The sequence below is a fragment of the Streptomyces sp. NPDC036822 genome (assembly GCF_055609145.1).
The window spans coordinates 25,380-40,339 of sequence record NZ_JBVJPY010000017.1 but is presented as its reverse complement, the minus strand read 5'-3'; the positions used below and the strand labels follow the sequence as shown (position 1 = coordinate 40,339).

The 14,960-nt window shown below is 72.4% G+C and carries 18 protein-coding genes; 8 read left to right on the top strand and 10 right to left on the bottom strand.

From position 1 onward, the window contains the following. Positions 1-4 precede the first annotated feature (4 nt). Positions 5-1,201 carry an FAD-dependent monooxygenase gene (locus ACZ68P_RS29325; RefSeq protein ID WP_471011473.1) on the bottom strand — a complete coding sequence of 399 codons (1,197 nt, stop codon included), beginning with the start codon at positions 1,199-1,201 and terminating at the stop codon, positions 5-7. Positions 1,202-1,295: 94 nt separating this feature from the next. Here ACZ68P_RS29325 and ACZ68P_RS29320 point away from each other — a divergent pair, with 94 nt between their 5' ends. From ACZ68P_RS29320 to ACZ68P_RS29310, 3 genes are all read left to right on the top strand, one after another. Next, positions 1,296-1,907: a TetR/AcrR family transcriptional regulator gene (locus tag ACZ68P_RS29320; RefSeq protein ID WP_471011470.1), complete on the top strand. Its 612-nt coding sequence runs from the start codon at positions 1,296-1,298 to the stop codon at positions 1,905-1,907. Positions 1,908-2,118: 211 nt separating this feature from the next. Beyond that, positions 2,119-2,580 carry a DinB family protein gene (locus tag ACZ68P_RS29315; RefSeq protein WP_471011618.1) on the top strand — a complete coding sequence of 154 codons (462 nt, stop codon included), beginning with the start codon at positions 2,119-2,121 and terminating at the stop codon, positions 2,578-2,580. 112 nt (positions 2,581-2,692) lie between these two features. Continuing rightward, complete coding sequence (locus ACZ68P_RS29310) at positions 2,693-3,163, top strand: hypothetical protein (RefSeq protein ID WP_471011468.1); 471 nt, start codon at positions 2,693-2,695, stop codon at positions 3,161-3,163. Between the two features lie 28 nt (positions 3,164-3,191). Here the strand turns inward: ACZ68P_RS29310 and ACZ68P_RS29305 are convergent, their stop codons facing one another. The 7 genes from ACZ68P_RS29305 to ACZ68P_RS29275 form a co-directional block, all read right to left on the bottom strand. Beyond that, positions 3,192-3,665 carry a hypothetical protein gene (locus ACZ68P_RS29305; RefSeq protein ID WP_365715051.1) on the bottom strand — a complete coding sequence of 158 codons (474 nt, stop codon included), beginning with the start codon at positions 3,663-3,665 and terminating at the stop codon, positions 3,192-3,194. A 105-nt stretch (positions 3,666-3,770) separates the two neighbouring features. Beyond that, positions 3,771-4,454, bottom strand: a complete 684-nt coding sequence (gene ung, locus ACZ68P_RS29300; protein ID WP_365715052.1) for a uracil-DNA glycosylase — start codon at positions 4,452-4,454, stop codon at positions 3,771-3,773. Positions 4,455-4,582: 128 nt separating this feature from the next. Beyond that, positions 4,583-6,160: an ABC transporter substrate-binding protein gene (locus ACZ68P_RS29295; RefSeq protein WP_471011466.1), complete on the bottom strand. Its 1,578-nt coding sequence runs from the start codon at positions 6,158-6,160 to the stop codon at positions 4,583-4,585. A 148-nt stretch (positions 6,161-6,308) separates the two neighbouring features. After that, on the bottom strand, positions 6,309-7,076 hold the full coding sequence (locus ACZ68P_RS29290; RefSeq protein ID WP_471011464.1) for an SDR family oxidoreductase: 768 nt from the start codon (positions 7,074-7,076) through the stop codon (positions 6,309-6,311). Between the two features lie 35 nt (positions 7,077-7,111). Then, entirely contained in the window at positions 7,112-7,873 is a 762-nt protein-coding gene (gene fabG, locus ACZ68P_RS29285; protein WP_365721994.1) for a 3-oxoacyl-ACP reductase FabG, read from the bottom strand. Positions 7,874-8,041: 168 nt separating this feature from the next. Then, positions 8,042-8,425, bottom strand: a complete 384-nt coding sequence (locus ACZ68P_RS29280) for a DUF3037 domain-containing protein (protein ID WP_471011461.1) — start codon at positions 8,423-8,425, stop codon at positions 8,042-8,044. Further along, positions 8,422-9,267, bottom strand: coding sequence for a HipA family kinase (locus ACZ68P_RS29275; RefSeq protein ID WP_471011459.1), 846 nt, complete (start codon positions 9,265-9,267; stop codon positions 8,422-8,424). Before ACZ68P_RS29275 ends, ACZ68P_RS29280 begins: the two co-directional genes overlap by 4 nt. Positions 9,268-9,381: 114 nt before the next feature. Between ACZ68P_RS29275 and ACZ68P_RS29270 the strand changes: the two genes are divergently transcribed. From ACZ68P_RS29270 to ACZ68P_RS29260, 3 genes are all read left to right on the top strand, one after another. After that, a complete protein-coding gene (locus ACZ68P_RS29270; RefSeq protein WP_471011456.1) occupies positions 9,382-9,981 on the top strand; it encodes a CGNR zinc finger domain-containing protein in 600 nt (199 codons plus the stop codon). Between the two features lie 229 nt (positions 9,982-10,210). Next, positions 10,211-10,978, top strand: coding sequence for an MBL fold metallo-hydrolase (locus tag ACZ68P_RS29265; RefSeq protein WP_471011454.1), 768 nt, complete (start codon positions 10,211-10,213; stop codon positions 10,976-10,978). Positions 10,979-11,151: 173 nt separating this feature from the next. After that, positions 11,152-11,586 (top strand): Rieske (2Fe-2S) protein, encoded by a 435-nt coding sequence (locus tag ACZ68P_RS29260; RefSeq protein WP_471011451.1) that lies wholly within the window; start codon positions 11,152-11,154, stop codon positions 11,584-11,586. On the opposite strand, the gene ACZ68P_RS29255 is transcribed toward ACZ68P_RS29260, so the two are convergent. Beyond that, a complete protein-coding gene (locus ACZ68P_RS29255) occupies positions 11,573-12,232 on the bottom strand; it encodes a cysteine hydrolase family protein (RefSeq protein ID WP_471011448.1) in 660 nt (219 codons plus the stop codon). The two genes, ACZ68P_RS29260 and ACZ68P_RS29255, sit on opposite strands and share 14 nt — an antisense overlap. Before the next feature lie 127 nt (positions 12,233-12,359). On the opposite strand from ACZ68P_RS29255, the gene ACZ68P_RS29250 reads away from it, so the two are divergent. Continuing rightward, entirely contained in the window at positions 12,360-12,827 is a 468-nt protein-coding gene (locus ACZ68P_RS29250) for a pyridoxamine 5'-phosphate oxidase family protein (RefSeq protein ID WP_471011445.1), read from the top strand. 73 nt (positions 12,828-12,900) lie between these two features. On the opposite strand, the gene ACZ68P_RS29245 is transcribed toward ACZ68P_RS29250, so the two are convergent. Continuing rightward, a complete protein-coding gene (locus ACZ68P_RS29245) occupies positions 12,901-13,806 on the bottom strand; it encodes a LysR family transcriptional regulator (RefSeq protein ID WP_471011443.1) in 906 nt (301 codons plus the stop codon). 74 nt (positions 13,807-13,880) lie between these two features. Here ACZ68P_RS29245 and ACZ68P_RS29240 point away from each other — a divergent pair, with 74 nt between their 5' ends. Next, a complete protein-coding gene (locus ACZ68P_RS29240; protein ID WP_471011441.1) occupies positions 13,881-14,957 on the top strand; it encodes a DMT family transporter in 1,077 nt (358 codons plus the stop codon). Positions 14,958-14,960: the final 3 nt, after the last annotated feature.

Here is a 14,960-nt window from a genome sequence, read left to right as displayed (position 1 = left end):
CAGCTTACGCGGGGCCGGTGTGCGGGCGGGCGGGGGCGGTGGCGGGCGGCCGCCAGTCGGCGATGCCGTCGAAGCCGCGCAGGACGAGTCCGGGGCCGAAGCGGGAGACGGCGGCGATGAGCGCGTCGCGCGCCGCGACGGCGGGGCGGGCGGAGAGCAGGGTGAGCCTGCCGGTGTGCGCGGCCTTGCGGACGATCGCCGTGGTGCGCGGGAGCCGGTCCACGGTGTACGCGGCGAGGGCCCGGCTCGGCGGCAGGCCGCGTCCCGCGTGGTGGGCGAGGACGATCGCGTCCTCGATCGCCTGGTTGCCGCCCTGCCCGAGCGTGGGCTGCATCGCGTGCGCGGCGTCTCCGAGGAGGGCCACCCGGCCGTGGTGGAAGGCGGGCAGCGGCCGGGGCATGTGGTGGACGTCGTGGCGCAGGACGCCGTCGGCGTCCGCGGCGGCGAGGATGTCCGGGACCGGGTGGTGCCAGTCGCCGAAGAGCCGCGCGAGTTCGGCCTTCTCGCCGTCGGGCGCGTGGGCGCCGGCGGATGCGGCCGCCATGGCGTAGGCGTAGGTCCGGCCGTCCTTGAGCGGCTGGGTGCCCCAGAGGCGGCCGGCGCCCCAGGTCTCGTGGGGGGCGAAGGGGCGGGCAGGGGTGGGGACGACGACGCGCCAGGTGGTGAAGCCGGAGTAGGCGAGGCCGGTGTAGTCGGGGAAGAGTGTGCGGCGCAGGGCCGAGTGGATGCCGTCGGCGCCGAGGACCAGCTCGGCCTCGACGTCGCCCGCGGGGGTGCGGACGACCGCGGGCCGGTGGTCGTCGCCGGGGTCGGCGAGGGAGGCCGTGACGCCTGTGCGGACGACTCCGTCCGGGAGGGCGGAGGCGAGGAGGTCGACGAGGGTGGCGCGGTGGAGCAGGACGAGCGGTCCGCCGAAGCGTTCGGCGGCGGCCTGTGCGCTGGTGCGGGCGAGCCAGCGGCCGTCGGGGGCGCGCATGCCTCCGTCGCCCTGCCAGGCGGACAGCTCGCGGACGCGGTCGCCGAGACCGATGACGTCGAGGGCGCGCTGGGCGTTGGGGGCGAGGCCGATGCCGGCTCCGACCGGGGTGAGGGCGGCGGCGCGCTCCAGGACGGTGACGTTCCAGCCCTGCTGGTGGAGGGCGACGGCGGCGGTGAGGCCGCCGATGCCGGCTCCCACGACGACGGCACGGTGCTGTTCCATGGCTTCTCCCTCGGCAACTACACCTGTAGTGACCTGTCTACCGTACCCCAGTCTGACTACAGGTGTAGTAGGGAGGGCTGGATAGGTTAGACGCATGACCGCACGCACCCCCGAAGCGCCTCCCCCGCCCCCCTCCTCCTCCCGCGCCGAGCGGATCGGAGACGCCGCCCTCGACCTGCTCGTCGAGCGGGGGATGCGCGGCCTCACCCACCGCGCCGTGGACGAGAGGGCGGGGCTCCCCCAGGGATCGACGTCCAACCACGCCCGCACCCGCCAGGCGCTGCTCGAAACGGCGGTACGGCGCCTGGTCGAGCGGGAGGCGGGGGTGCTGACCCCGCACGAGATGCCCTCCCCCGCAGGCGGCGCGGACGCCCTGCTCGACGCCCTCTCGCTGGCCCTGCACCGCTATCTCACCGACCACCGCGGTCTACTCGTCTCCCGCTACGAACTCGCCCTGGAGGCCACGCGCCGCCCCGAGCTGCGCAGCTTCTTCGACTCCGCCGGCGCCGCGTTCCACGGCCCGCTGATCGCGGTGATGACCGACGCCGGCTCCCCGGCGCCCGAGCGGCACGCGCTCTCCCTGATCGCCTGGTGCGAGGGCCTGATGTTCTCCTGCGCCGCCGGTTCGTTCCACGCCTCCGTGCCCAGCCGCGCCGAACTGCGGACCGGCTTCGCGGAGTTGCTCCGCGGCATGCTCTCGGAGTGAACCGCGCGGGTGCGGTTGGCGCCGGACCCGCGCCTGGGCGACGATGCTTGGCATGACCTCTGTGGACAGCACCGAAAGCACCCGACGCACGGCCGGCACCGAAGGCACGGCGATCACGCCCGACACGACGGGCCCGGCGGACTCCACGAACCCCGATACCGGCGCATCCGGCGAACGCACCTCGCCGTCGACCCTCGCCGGCGAACGCGAGATGCTGGAGGGCTGGCTGGAGTTCCACCGCGAGACGCTCGCGATGAAGTGCGAGGGGTTGGACGACGCCCAGCTGCGTACGGCCTCCGCGCCGCCCTCGGACCTGAACCTCATGGGTCTGGTCCGGCACATGGCCGAGGTGGAGCGCGGTTGGTTCCGCCGCGTGCTGGCGGGCGAGGACGCCGGACGGATCTACAGCACCGCCGAGGACCGCGACGGCGACATCCACGTCACGGCGGCGGACACCTGGCAGGAGGCCTACGCCACCTGGCAGGGTGAGATCGCCCGGGCCCGCACCCTGGCGGCGGCGCACGGACTCGACGACATCGGCACGGGCGAGCACCGCAGCGGCGAGCGCTTCAACCTGCGCTGGATCTACACCCACATGATCGAGGAGTACGCCCGTCACAACGGTCATGCCGACCTGCTGCGGGAGCGGATCGACGGAGCCACCGGGGACTGACCGCGCGGCGGTCCGAACCCGGCGGTCACCGGGATCGCGACCGTCACCCGTGCGGGGCATTCCCGGCCGGTAGGGGCGCGAAGATCGCCGTGCGGCCAGCAGAGTTGCGCGGGTGCATGGAACGAGAACGACAGCGAAGGTCCTGGTCGGGGTGGCGGTCGCCGTCCTCTCCGGCTGCGTCTCGGTGGTGACGCCGCCACCGGCATCCGAACCGCCACGGGAATCCGGGCTGCCCGCCCAGGACGTGGCGCCGCAGATCGTCGAGGGGCCGCAGATCGTCGAGGGGCCGGCCCGCGAGGCCCTCGAAGCGGCGCTCCCCGCTCCCGGGCCGCCCGGGCCCCGGACCACCGACGCTGCCGCCCCGGGGCCGCCGAAGCGGCCCGGCGGCTCCTCCCGGGGAAAGGACGACGGCCGGTCCTCGTCCCCGCCCCGGCAGAAGAGGGACAAGCAGGCCGCGAAGCCGCCCGCCCTGCCGGAGCCGCCCCGCTCCCGCGAGGAGGTCTGCGACCTCGGCGAGCGGTTCGGGGGCTGGCGACCGGGCAGCGACGAGGCCAGGGCGTGCCGGGGCACCTACCGGCCCTGACGTACGGCGGCCGCAGTCGACGCGCCGCTCACATGGTGCGCAGCCGGACGGCCAGACGGTCGATCGCGGCCCGGACCCCGTTGCCGTACCCGTCGTCGTCGAGGGCTTCCGACGCGGCGCGGGCCCGCTCCAGATGGGCCCGTGCCGCGTCGGGCCGTCGCAGCTTCACGTAGTCGGCGGCCAGATTGAGATGGAGCGAGGGATACAGGGCCCGGAGCGCCGCCGCCGAGTCGTGCCGCGCCAGCCGTTCCTCGCCCAACTCCTCGGCCGCCAGCAGGGCCCGCAGGTCCCAGGCCAGCTCGGTGTCCGGGTCGTCCTGCGCGTCCGCCGTGTAATGGGCGAGGGTGCAGCGGTGCAGCGGGTCGCCGTCCGGGCCGATCCGCTGCCACAGCTCCACGAAGCGGTTGCGGGCCTCCTCGCGGTCGCCGCCGTGCAACAGCATCAGCGCCTGCCCGATCCTCGTCATGACGCCGTCGTCCGCCACCTGCTGCTGCTCCGTCACTGCGGCCTCCACGCGCTCTCGGTCCACGAGCTCCGACGCTAGCCGCAGCCGCCGCCGATCCGGCACAGGCTCGGGCGGGCCCCCGAGCCTGTCAGCCGGGCGGGCTCAGCCCAGGTCCGGGATCCGCCAGTCGATCGGCTCGTGACCCTGGGCCGCGATCGCCGCGTCTATCTGCGTGAAGGGCCGGGACCCGAAGAACTTCTTCGCCGACAGGGGCGAGGGGTGCGCGCCCTTCACGACGACGTGCCGCTCCTCGTCGATCAGGGGAAGCTTCTTCTGGGCGTAGTTGCCCCACAGGACGAAGACGGCCGGGTCCTTGCGCGAGGCCACCGCGCTGATCACCGCGTCCGTGAACTTCTCCCAGCCCTGGCCCTTGTGCGAGTTGGCCTCGCCGGCCCGGACGGTGAGGACCGCGTTGAGCAGCAGGACGCCCTGCTCGGCCCACGGCATCAGATAGCCGTTGTCCGGCACGGGGTGGCCGAGCTCCTCCTTCATCTCCTTGTAGATGTTGCGGAGGGAGGGCGGGGTCTTGACCCCGGGCCGCACGGAGAAGCAGAGGCCGTGGCCCTGCCCCTCGCCGTGGTAGGGGTCCTGGCCGAGGACGAGGACCTTCACCTTGTCGTAGGGCGTCGCCGCCAGGGCGGCGAAGACCTCGTCACGCGGCGGGTACACCGGCCCCTTGGCACGCTCCTCCTCGACGAACTCGGTGAGCTGCTTGAAGTAGGGCTTCTGCAGCTCTTCGCCGAGGACGCCGCGCCAGGACTCGGGCAGCATGTCGGTGTCGGTCACGTCAACAACCTCCGGTAGGTCACGTTCTCTACGATCACAGAACCTACCGGTGGCCACTGACAACGCCGCCCACGCAGGCCGCCGCCCGGCCCCCGTCGGGGGCCGGGCGGCGGCCTGCCGTGCCGTTCCTACCAGCTGGCCCGGCGGTTGAGCTCCCACATCTGCATGACGGTCTGCGGGTCGAGCGCGCGCTCGCCGCCGCCGATGTCCTCGCTGGCCGCGATGTAGAGCTTGCCCTGCCACAGCGGCAGCAGCCGGACGTCCTGGACCATGAGCTCCTGGGCCTTCTTGAACTCGTCCGTGGCGGCCCCCCGGTCGCTCTCCCGCCGCGACTTGGGGAGAAGCTGATCGGTGATCTCGGGGCGCAGGTACGGCGTACCGAGCACGTTCTGCTTGCCCACGAAGGGCGCCACGAAGTTGTCCGGGTCCGGGAAGTCGGGGAACCAGCCACGGCCGAAGACCGGGTACTGGCCCTTCTGGTAGCCCGCCTGGAACTCCTTCCAGGGCTTGCCGCGCAGCGTGACCTTGAAGAGGCCGGACGCCTCCAGCTGCCGCTTGAGCTCGGCGAACTCCGGCGCCGTTGCGGAGCCGTACCGGTCGGTGGTGTACCAGAAGTCGAGCTCCACCGGGTCGGTGATCCCGGCGTCCCGCAGGATGTCCCGGGCCTTGTCGGCACTGGGCTCGCCGAAGCGGTCGAAGAACTCGGTGGTGTGGCCGGCGATGCCCTTGGGCACCATGGAGTAGAGGGGCTCGGCGGTGCCCTGGTAGACCTTCGCGACGAGTTCCTCGCGGTCGACGAGCTGGGCGATCGCCTTGCGGACGGGAGTCTTGGCGACGGTGGCGTCCTGAGCGTTGAAGACGAGGTACCGGATGTCGGCGCCGGTCGACTCGATGAGCTGGAGGCCCTTGTTCTCGTCCTTGTCCTCCTGCAGCTCGACGACCTCGGCGGCCGTCAGACCGCGGTAGGTGGCGTCGATCTCCTTCGCCTTGAGCGCGGCGACCATCGGCTCGGACTCCTGGAAGTACCGGATGGTGACGCCGCCGTTCTTCCGGTCGGCGAACCCCTTGTAGGTGGGGTTCTTCGTCAGCTCCGCCTTCTCGCCCTCGGTGTACTCGTCGAGGACGTACGGGCCGGAACCGACCAGCTTGCCGTCCTCGCGGAGCTTGTCCGCGGGGTACTCCGCCGGGTCCACCAGCGACATGGCGGGGGTGGCGAGGACGAACGGGAAGGTGGCGTCGGGCTTGTTCAGCCGGAAGACCACCGTACGGTCGTCGGCGACCTCGATCTTGTCGAGAGAGCCGAGCATGCCGTTGGGGCCGCCCTCGACGTTGATCTTCCGGATGCGCTCGATGGAGTACTGGACCGCCTTGGCGTCCAGTTTGTGACCGTTGGAGAACGCGAGACCTTCGATCAGTTTGCACTCGAAGATCCGGCTGGACGTGTCCTTGAATTCACAGTCGGCCGCGTCGGACTGCGGAGTGGTGCTTCCGGTCGGGAAGCTCACCAGCGTCTGGAAGACATTCCGGAACAATTCCCAGGAGTTGTCCCAGGCGGCGGCCGGATCAAGCGTGGTCGGAGAACTCGTCGTACCGACGACGATCCTCTGCTCCCCGGCGGAATCAGCATCCGAGAACACGCTGCATCCGGTTACCAGGGATATGGACGCAAGGGCTGCAGCGGCCTGCAGACTGGTCCGGTTGAACACGTGCACGCTCCTCGTTCAGCCATGGGTCGGCCGACCATACCGCAGCACCCCGCCAGGTCAATGTTCGACCCTGGCGGGGCACTTGACTCATTCACTGCATAACCGGTGCTAAACCGGTCACATATTCCGGAGAGTGTCCGGATATCGGTCACCCGACTCCGGCGTTGAGGAAAATCCCACCGTCGACCACGAGAGTCTGGCCGGTGATCCAGTCCGACTGGTCGGACGTGAGGAAGGCCGCCGCTCCGCCGATGTCCTCGGGGACGCCGAGCCGGCCGAGCGGGTAGGCCGCAGCGGCCTCCGCCTCCCGGCCCTCGTACAGGGCCTCGGCGAACTTCGTCTTCACGACCGCCGGGGCGATCGCGTTGACCCGCACCGCCGGCGCCATCTCGTGCGCCAGCTGAAGGGTCAGATTGACCATGGCCGCCTTGCTCATCCCGTACGCGCCGATGAACGGCGAGGCGGAGATGCCGGCGACCGAGGCGATGTTCACGATCGCGCCGCCGTGATCCTTCTGCCAGTGCCGCCAGGTCTGCTGGGCGAATCCGAGCGCGGAGATCACATTGGTCTCGTAGACCTTGCGCGCCACGCCCAGGTCGAGTTCGGCGATGGGGCCGAAGACCGGGTTCGTCCCGGCGTTGTTGATCAGGAAGTCGACCCGCCCGAAGGCCTCCATGGTCGCCTCGACGGCGGCGGCCTGGTGGGCCTCGTCGTGGGCCTTGCCGGCGACCGCGATGACCCGGTCGGCGCCGAGCCGCTCCACGGCCTCCTTGAGGGCCTCCTCGCCCCGGCCCGTGATGCAGACCCGGTCGCCGCGGGCGACCAGCGCCTCGGCGACGCCGTATCCGATGCCGCGGCTCGCCCCGGTGACGAGGGCGACCTTCCCCGAGAGCTCGGGAAGTTCCTTGGTGCTCATGTCCGTCTCCTTGTTCCGCTCGCGTGCCGGCGAGATCAGTTGAGCGGGCCGCCGGCCACGTACAGGACCTGGCCGGAGACGAAGCCGGCGTCGTCGCCCGTGAAGAAGGCGATGGCGTTGGCGATGTCGTCGGGGTTGCCGACGCGCTGGACCGGGATCATGGAGGCGGCCGCGGCCTGGAACTCCTCGAAGCCCATGCCGACGCGCTCGGCGGTCTGGGCGGTCATCTCGGTGACGATGAAGCCCGGGGCCACGGCGTTGGCGGTGATGCCGAACTTGCCGAGCTCCTTGGCGAGGGTCTTGGTGAAGCCCTGCAGGCCGGCCTTGACGGCGGAGTAGTTGGCCTGGCCGCGGTTGCCGAGCGCCGAGGAGGAGGACAGGGAGACGACCCGGCCGAAGCCCGCGTCCACCATGTGCTTCTGGCAGGCCTTGGCCATCAGGAACGCGCCCTTGAGGTGCACGTTCATGACCGTGTCCCAGTCGGACTCGGTCATCTTGAAGAGCAGGTTGTCGCGGAGCACGCCCGCGTTGTTGACGAGGATCGTCGGCGCGCCGAGCTCGGCGGCGACACGCGCGACGGCGGCCTCCACCTGGGCGCTGTCGGAGACGTCGCAGCCGACGGCGATGGCCGTGCCGCCCGCCGCGGTGATCTTCTCGACGGTGTCCTTGCAGGCCGCCTCGTCGAGGTCGAGTACGGCGACGGCGCGGCCTTCCGCGGCCAGCCGTACCGCGGTCGCGGCGCCAATGCCCCGCGCCGCGCCGGTGACGACGGCTACGCGCTGCTCGGTGGTGGACATGCTGATTCTCCTCGCCCTTGGATCATCCGTGGTCTGCGGCCACACACTGCGTCCCGCTGATGAGCGACCGCTTAGTACCTTCCGCAGACGAGACGCTAGAAGCCCTGGCACCCGGTGTCAACGGCCCACCGGGTGCACCCGATCACTCCCCGCCTCGACGGACCCGGTTCAGCGCACGAGGAGATCGAGCAGCCTTTCGACCTCGGCTTCCGGATCGGCGGTCAGACCGGTGTGGACCGGACCGGGCTGCACCACCGTCGAGCGGGGGGCGATGAGCCAGCGGAAGCGGCGCCCGGCGTCGTCGCCGGCCGCCTGTCCGGCGTCGTCGCCGCCCCGGCAGACCCCTTCGACACCGTGCAGCGCGGCCCGCACGCCGGTCACGTCGGCCCGCGGGTCGAGCGCCGTCAGCTTGTTCTCGTCGAGATGGGTGCGGGCGGCCACGAAGGACCGGGCGCGGCAGTAGACGACCACGCCCGCGTTGAAGAACTCCCCACGCTCCACACGGGGCACCACGCGCAGCACGGCGTACTCGAAGACATCGCGGTCGGTCACGTGGTGCGGTCCTTCTGGGTGGGGTGCGGCCGAGGAGGCAGGCGGTCGGCGAGCCAGCCGGGCGCCTGCGCGGGCTTGCGCTCGGTGCGCGGCCCGAGGGTGATCCTCTCGTGGATCGACGCGGCGCGCGGGAGCAGCGCCTCCACGTAGGCGCGGCGCAGCGCGTCGGGCGTCTCGAAGCCGGGCTCGTCGAGCAGCCATGCGTCGGGCACGTCGGCGGCGACCTCCTCGAGCAGCTCGCGCGTGACGAGCGGAGCGAGTTCGGCGGCGGCGGAGGCGACATCGGGCCCGAACGGGGCGAGGGCGTGGTCGGAGGCGTCGTACGGTTTGGCGGCGGACGCCTCGGCCCCGGGCCAGTTGTGGTGCCAGATCATGGTGGCGCCGTGGTCGATCAGCCACAGGTCGCCATGCCAGACGAGCATGTTCGGATTGCGCCAGGACCGGTCGACGTTGTTGATCACCGCGTCGAACCAGACGACCCTGCCGGCCTCCTTCGGGTCCACCTCGTACGCGAGCGGGTCGAAGCCGAGCGAGCCGGGCAGGTAGTCCATCCCGAGGTTGAGACCGCCGCTCGCCTTGAGCAGCTCCTGCACCTCCTGGTCGGGCTCGGAGAGCCCGATGACGGGGTCGAGCCGGATGGCGACCAGCTCGGGCACGCGCAGCCCGAGGCGGCGGGCGAGCTGCCCGCAGACGACCTCGGCGACCAGCGTCTTGCGGCCCTGCCCGGCGCCGGTGAACTTCATGACGTACGTGCCGAGATCGTCGGCCTCGACGATGCCCGGGAGCGAGCCGCCTTCACGCAGGGGCGTGACGTAGCGGGTCGCTGTCACTTCTGTAAGCATCTCGTCAGGCTAGCCCGTGCGGTGGACGCATGATCCACGGATACGGCGCAAGGGACGGACCCTCCGGCTCCCGGACGCGGCATCACGGATGAAGCCAGGCGGTACCGTGAGGGCATGAAGGACACCGCGACCGTGGAGACCGTTCTGCCGCCGGCGCCCGGCGCCGAGGAGTATCCCGCCCTCGACCTCGCCAACACCGCCATCACCCTGCCCGGCGGGCATTTCGCGGACCTCCTCGGCACGCCCGCCACGGCCGGCCGGTGGCTCGTCGTCCACGGCCTGGCGCCCGTGGACGCGGGGCTGCAGGAGATGTGCGCGGCGCGGATGCGGTCCCTGCGCGAGCAGGTACGGGCCCTGCTCGCCGCCCGGATCGGAGGCCACCCCGCACCGCCCGACGCCCTGGCGGCCGTCAACGACGCGCTGACGCGGGTGCCCACGGCGTCCCCGCTGGCCTGGGACCCCACCCAGGGGTTGCACCGGACCACCCCGCACCCCGTCGACCAGATGCTCGAGCAGGCGCTGGGCATCCTGGCGGCCAACGCCGCCGATCTGCTCACCGGAGCCGACGCCGAGCGTCTCGCCGCCTGCGACTCCGCACCCTGCAACCGCTTCCTGCTCCGCTCCGGTCGCCGCCAGTGGTGCTCCACCCGCTGCGGCGACCGGGTGCGCGCGGCCCGCGCCTACGCACGGCGCACCCGGGCCGCTACCGACTGAGCCCCCGGGCCGGCGCCATCATCGTCGGCCGGCGACTTCGAGGCCCCTCCGCATCCGCGGAGGGGCCTTTCGTGTACCGAGGGGCCTCTCTCACGCCCGGGGCACTCGCATGCCCAGGGCCTCGCATGCCGAGGCACCCCTTCCCGTTCTCACGTTGAAGTTTGCACATATCCGTGAGAACGCGCTAGGTTCACTCACGGATAATCACTCTCCCAAACGTGAGGCTCTCATGTCCGGCACGCCCGCTGCCCCCGTCCACGTCCCCGTCCAGGTCTTCGGCGGTCCCACCGCCCTGATCGAGTACGGCGGACTGCGCTTCCTGACCGACCCGACCTTCGACGCTCCGCGCGCCTACGACTCCGGCCTGGCCAAGACCGCGCCGGCCTCCCTCGCCCCCGCGGACCTCGGTCCCGTCGACGTGGTCCTGCTCTCGCACGACGAGCACGACGACAACCTGGACGTGTCCGGCCGCGCCCTGCTGGCCGGCGTGCCGCTCACGCTCACCACGCCCGGCGGTGCGGGCCGCCTGGGCGGAGCCGCCCGGGGCCTGAAGGACTGGGAGTCGGTCGAGCTGGAGCGCCCCGGCGGCGGCACGGTCACGGTCACGGGCGTTCCCGCCCTGCACGGCCCCGGCCGGCGGGAGGAGCTCGAACCGATCGTCGGCGAGGTCGTCGGCTTCGTGCTGACCGGCGACGGCCTGCCCACGGTCTACGTGAGCGGCGACAACGCCCAGCTCGGCCCGGTCCGGGAGATCGCCGACCGGTTCGGCCCCGTCGACACCGCCGTCCTGTTCGCCGGCGCCGTCCGCCTGCCCGTCCTCGACCACCAGCTGCTCACCCTCGACAGCGCGCAGGCCGCCGAGGCCGCCCGGATCCTCGGAGCGCGCCGGATCGTCCCCGTCCACTTCGACAGCTGGGCCCATTTCACCGAGGGCCGCGACCGGCTGGTCGACGCCTTCACCGCCGCGGGCCTGATCGACCGCGTCCTGCTGGGCTGACCGCCCCACCCGGGGAACGGGCGCCGCACTCCGCGCCCCGGAGGCGAAACTTCCCGGCTCGGTGAATCGTTGCCTGACATTGCCGGGCTGTTCGTGAACGTTCGGGGCCGCTCGCGCGTACTCCCTCCCGACAAGGTGATCGGGTCGGTCGGATCGGCAACAAGGGGAGCGTAATGAGCACAGTGGCACGCCGGACAGTGGTCTCCGCGGCGAGCGGCGCGGGCCTGGTGGCGGTGCTCGCCGCCTGCGGCGGCGGCTCGGACGGCGACGGCACGGGCGGCAAGGCGGGCGGCGGCGCGACCGACGCGCCGGCGGACGCGGGCGCACCGCTCGCGAAGACCGCCGACATCCCGGTGGGCGGCGGCAAGGTGCTCGCCGACCAGGGCGTGGTGATCACCCAGCCCACCGCCGGTGAGTTCAAGGCCTTCTCGTCGAAGTGCACCCACCAGGGCTGCGCCGTCAGCGGGGTGAGCGACGGGGTCATCACGTGCCCCTGTCACCAGAGCCTCTTCGACGCCTCGGACGGCAGCGTGAAGGGCGGCCCCGCGACCGCGCCGCTGCCGCCGACGTCGATCAAGGTCGAAGGGGACGCGATCACGCTCGCGTGACCCGCCGCGGGCTCTTCCAGCACCGCAGCACCTCCCCGGTGGTGGTGATGGTGGAGACGAGCGCGAGCGTGTGGCGGATCATCGCGGGGGTGTAGTCGGCCGGCACCCCCGCGATGGCATCACCGGGCACGACCACGGTGTAGCCGAGGTTGACGGCGTCGAAGACGGCGTTGGGTACGGCCACGTTGGCCGAGACGCCGGTGATGACGAGGGTGCGGCAGCCGAGGTTGCGCAGCAGCGGGTCGACGTCCGTGCCGGCGAGCGGCGAGAGCCCGTGGAGCCGCCGCACGACCAGGTCCTCGTCCGCGACCTCGATCGGCGCGGCGATCCGCACCGCCGTGCTGCCGCTGAGCTGCTGCACGGGGAGCCGGGCCGCGGCGCGGAAGAGCCGGGCGTTGCTGTTGGCGCCCCGCCCGTCGGGCCGGCGCTCGGCGATCGCGTGCACCACCTGCACGTCGGCCTCGTGCGCGGCGGCGACCAGGCGCGCCACGTTCGTCAGTGCTCCCGAGGAACGCGCCACGGCGGCGAGTTCGGGCAGGGCGCCGGCCGGGCCGACGACGCCCTGCTGGCATTCGACGGTGAGCAGCACCGCGCCCGCCGGATCGAGCTGGTCCTGGAGCTGTGCACGCTGAGCCGTGCCGGTCATACTTCCCCCTGGGATCTTGGCGGGACCTCGCTTCCCTCGGGCGGGGGAGGCTGGCCACCCTTGCCCCCGGAGGAAAGAGCCCCCATGATTTCTGACACTTCATCAGAACACCAGAAGGGGGCGGGCGATGGCCGTCGCACAGCGCCGTGGACGCCGGATCATGATGAGCCCGGCCGAGCTGGACACCTTCCTCACCGAACAGCGCACCTGCCGGGTCGCGACCGTCTCCGCCGACGGCATGCCGCATGTCGGTGCGCTGTGGTTCGCCTGGGACGGCACCTCGCTCTGGCTGTACTCGATCACCCGGAGCCGGCGCTGGGCGCAGCTGCGCGCCGACCCCCGGATCGCGGTGGTGGTCGACGACGGCGAGGAGTACGGAGAGCTGCGCGGCGCGGAACTCTCGGGCACCGCGGTCTTCGTCGGAGAGGCCCCGCGCACGGGCGAGCCGTGCCCCGAACTGGAGGTCCCCGAGCGCCTCTTCGCGGCCAAGAACTTCGGCCTGGACACGATGCCGCACGACGGCCGGCACGCCTGGCTGAAGCTGACTCCCGACGCGGTGGTCTCCTGGGACTTCCGCAAGCTGGGCGGGCTCTGACGGCCGGAAGGCCGCGCGCCCGGCCCGGAGGAGGCACGCCCCCGGAAACCGGGGAGCGGGGCGGAGGGCCGGCTCAGCTGCTCTGCGCGGACCCCGCCTCCCGCAGCGCCCCCACCGCCGCCCGGATGGACGGCCGTCGGGCGGCGTCCGCGCGCCACGTCGCGTAGATGTGCCGACGCATCTTTTGTCGTACCGGAACGAAGGCGACCCCCTCGGGCGGCCGGCCGCGGCCGAGCCGGGGAGTGACACAGACCCCGAGCCCGGCGGCGATCAGCACGAGCTGGGTGTGGTGCTCCCCCGCGAAGTGCGCGATGCGGGGCTCGATGCCCTGGGAGCGCAGGGTGAACAGCAGCCAGTCGTGGCAGAACTCGCCCTCCGGCCACGACACCCAGTCGTCGTCGCCGAAGTCCTCCAGGTCGACCTCGGCGCGCCCGGCCAGCGGATGGTCCGCGGGCATGGCGACGTCGGCTGCGTCGTCGAGGAGGTGGAGACGCTCGAGGCCGCCCGGCACCGGGGCGCGTTTGTTGCTCCAGTCCAGCACGATCGCCAGGTCGGCGTCGCCGCGCAGGACCTCCCGGATGCCGCGCTCCGGCTCCATCTCGGCGGTCCTCACCCGCAGGTCGGGGTGGGCGGCGCGCAGCGCGCCGAGCGCGCCGGGGAACAGCCCGCGGGCGGCCGTGGGGAACCCGACGACCCGCACCTCGCCCACCACCTGGCCGCGCTGCGCCTCGATGTCGGACTGGGCGAGCTCCACCTGGGACAGGATCCGGGCGGCGTGCTCGGCGAGGAGCAGTCCGGCGTCGGTGAGCCGCACCCCCCGCCCGTTCTTGGCGAGGAGCTGCTGTCCGACCTCACGCTCCAGCTTCGACAACTGCTGCGACACGGCCGAGGTGGTGACGTGCAGCCCGTCGGCCGCGCCACCGACCGAGCCGTGCCGCGCGACGGCGTCCAGGGTCCGCAGGCGCTCCAGGTTCAACATGTAAGCAATTCTAATGGAACACCTCGAACAAGTCTCGCTTGTTCTACGAGATGGGAGCCGTCACTCTGAGAGGCATGAGCTCCGTCGCCCCGTCCCGGGCCCTCCGCCGCGCCCCCCGTCGCACCCGCGCGCTGGACTGGCGCGTCCGCTTCGGCGTCCTCGCCCTGATCTGGGGCTTCAGCTTCCTGCTCATCAAGGTCGGGACGGAGGGGTTCGCCCCGTTCCAGGTGACCTTCGGCCGCCTCCTGTTCGGTACGGCGGTGCTCGGCGTCGCCATGGTGATCAAGCGCGAGCGGCTGCCCCGGGGTGCGCGCACCTGGCTCCACCTCTCGGTCGCCGCGTTCCTCCTGAACGCACTGCCGTTCTCGCTCTTCGCGTACGCCGAGCTGACGATCCCCTCGACGCTCGCGGGCATCTGCAACGCCACCACTCCCCTGTGGGGCATGGTGCTCTCGCTGGTCGCGCTCTCCGAGGACCGTCCGACACGGGTGCGCGCGGCGGGCCTGGGCATCGGCTTCATCGGCGTGCTGACGGTGCTGGGCGCCTGGCAGGGCTTCTCGGGCCTCGACGTCACCGGCACGGCGCTGGCCCTGCTCGCCTCCTTCAGTTACGCGGTGGGGTGGATCTACGTCCGCCGCACGCTGACCGGGACCGGCGCCTCCCACCTCTCCCTCGCGGGCTCGCAGGTGGGTCTCGGCACCCTGCAACTGGCGGTCGTGACGCCGCTGTTCACCTCCCTCCCGGAGTCGGTCGAGATCGTCCCGCTGCTGGCCGTGATCGCGCTGGGGGCGCTGGGCACGGGGTACGCGATGCTGCTGCAGTACGGGATCGTGGCCGAGGTCGGCCCGACGACGGGCGCGATGGTCACGTACTTCATCCCCGTCATCGCCACGGCCGCGGGTGTCGCGGTGCTGGGCGAACAGCTGGCCTGGAACACCCCCGTCGGCGCCGTCATCGTCCTCGCGGGCGCGGCCCTCACCCAGGCCCGTGCCCCTCGCCGTCCGGCCGGGAGGCCCTCCCCGGAGCAGGCCGCGCCCGCCCGGGCTCCGATACCGACGAACCCGCCGGCCTCCGTGGCCGCCGCTCCTCGGCCCGTCGCCCCGGCTCCGGCGGCGGCGCAGGCGGCCCCGGCCGCGAGCGCCTGCCCCTAGGGG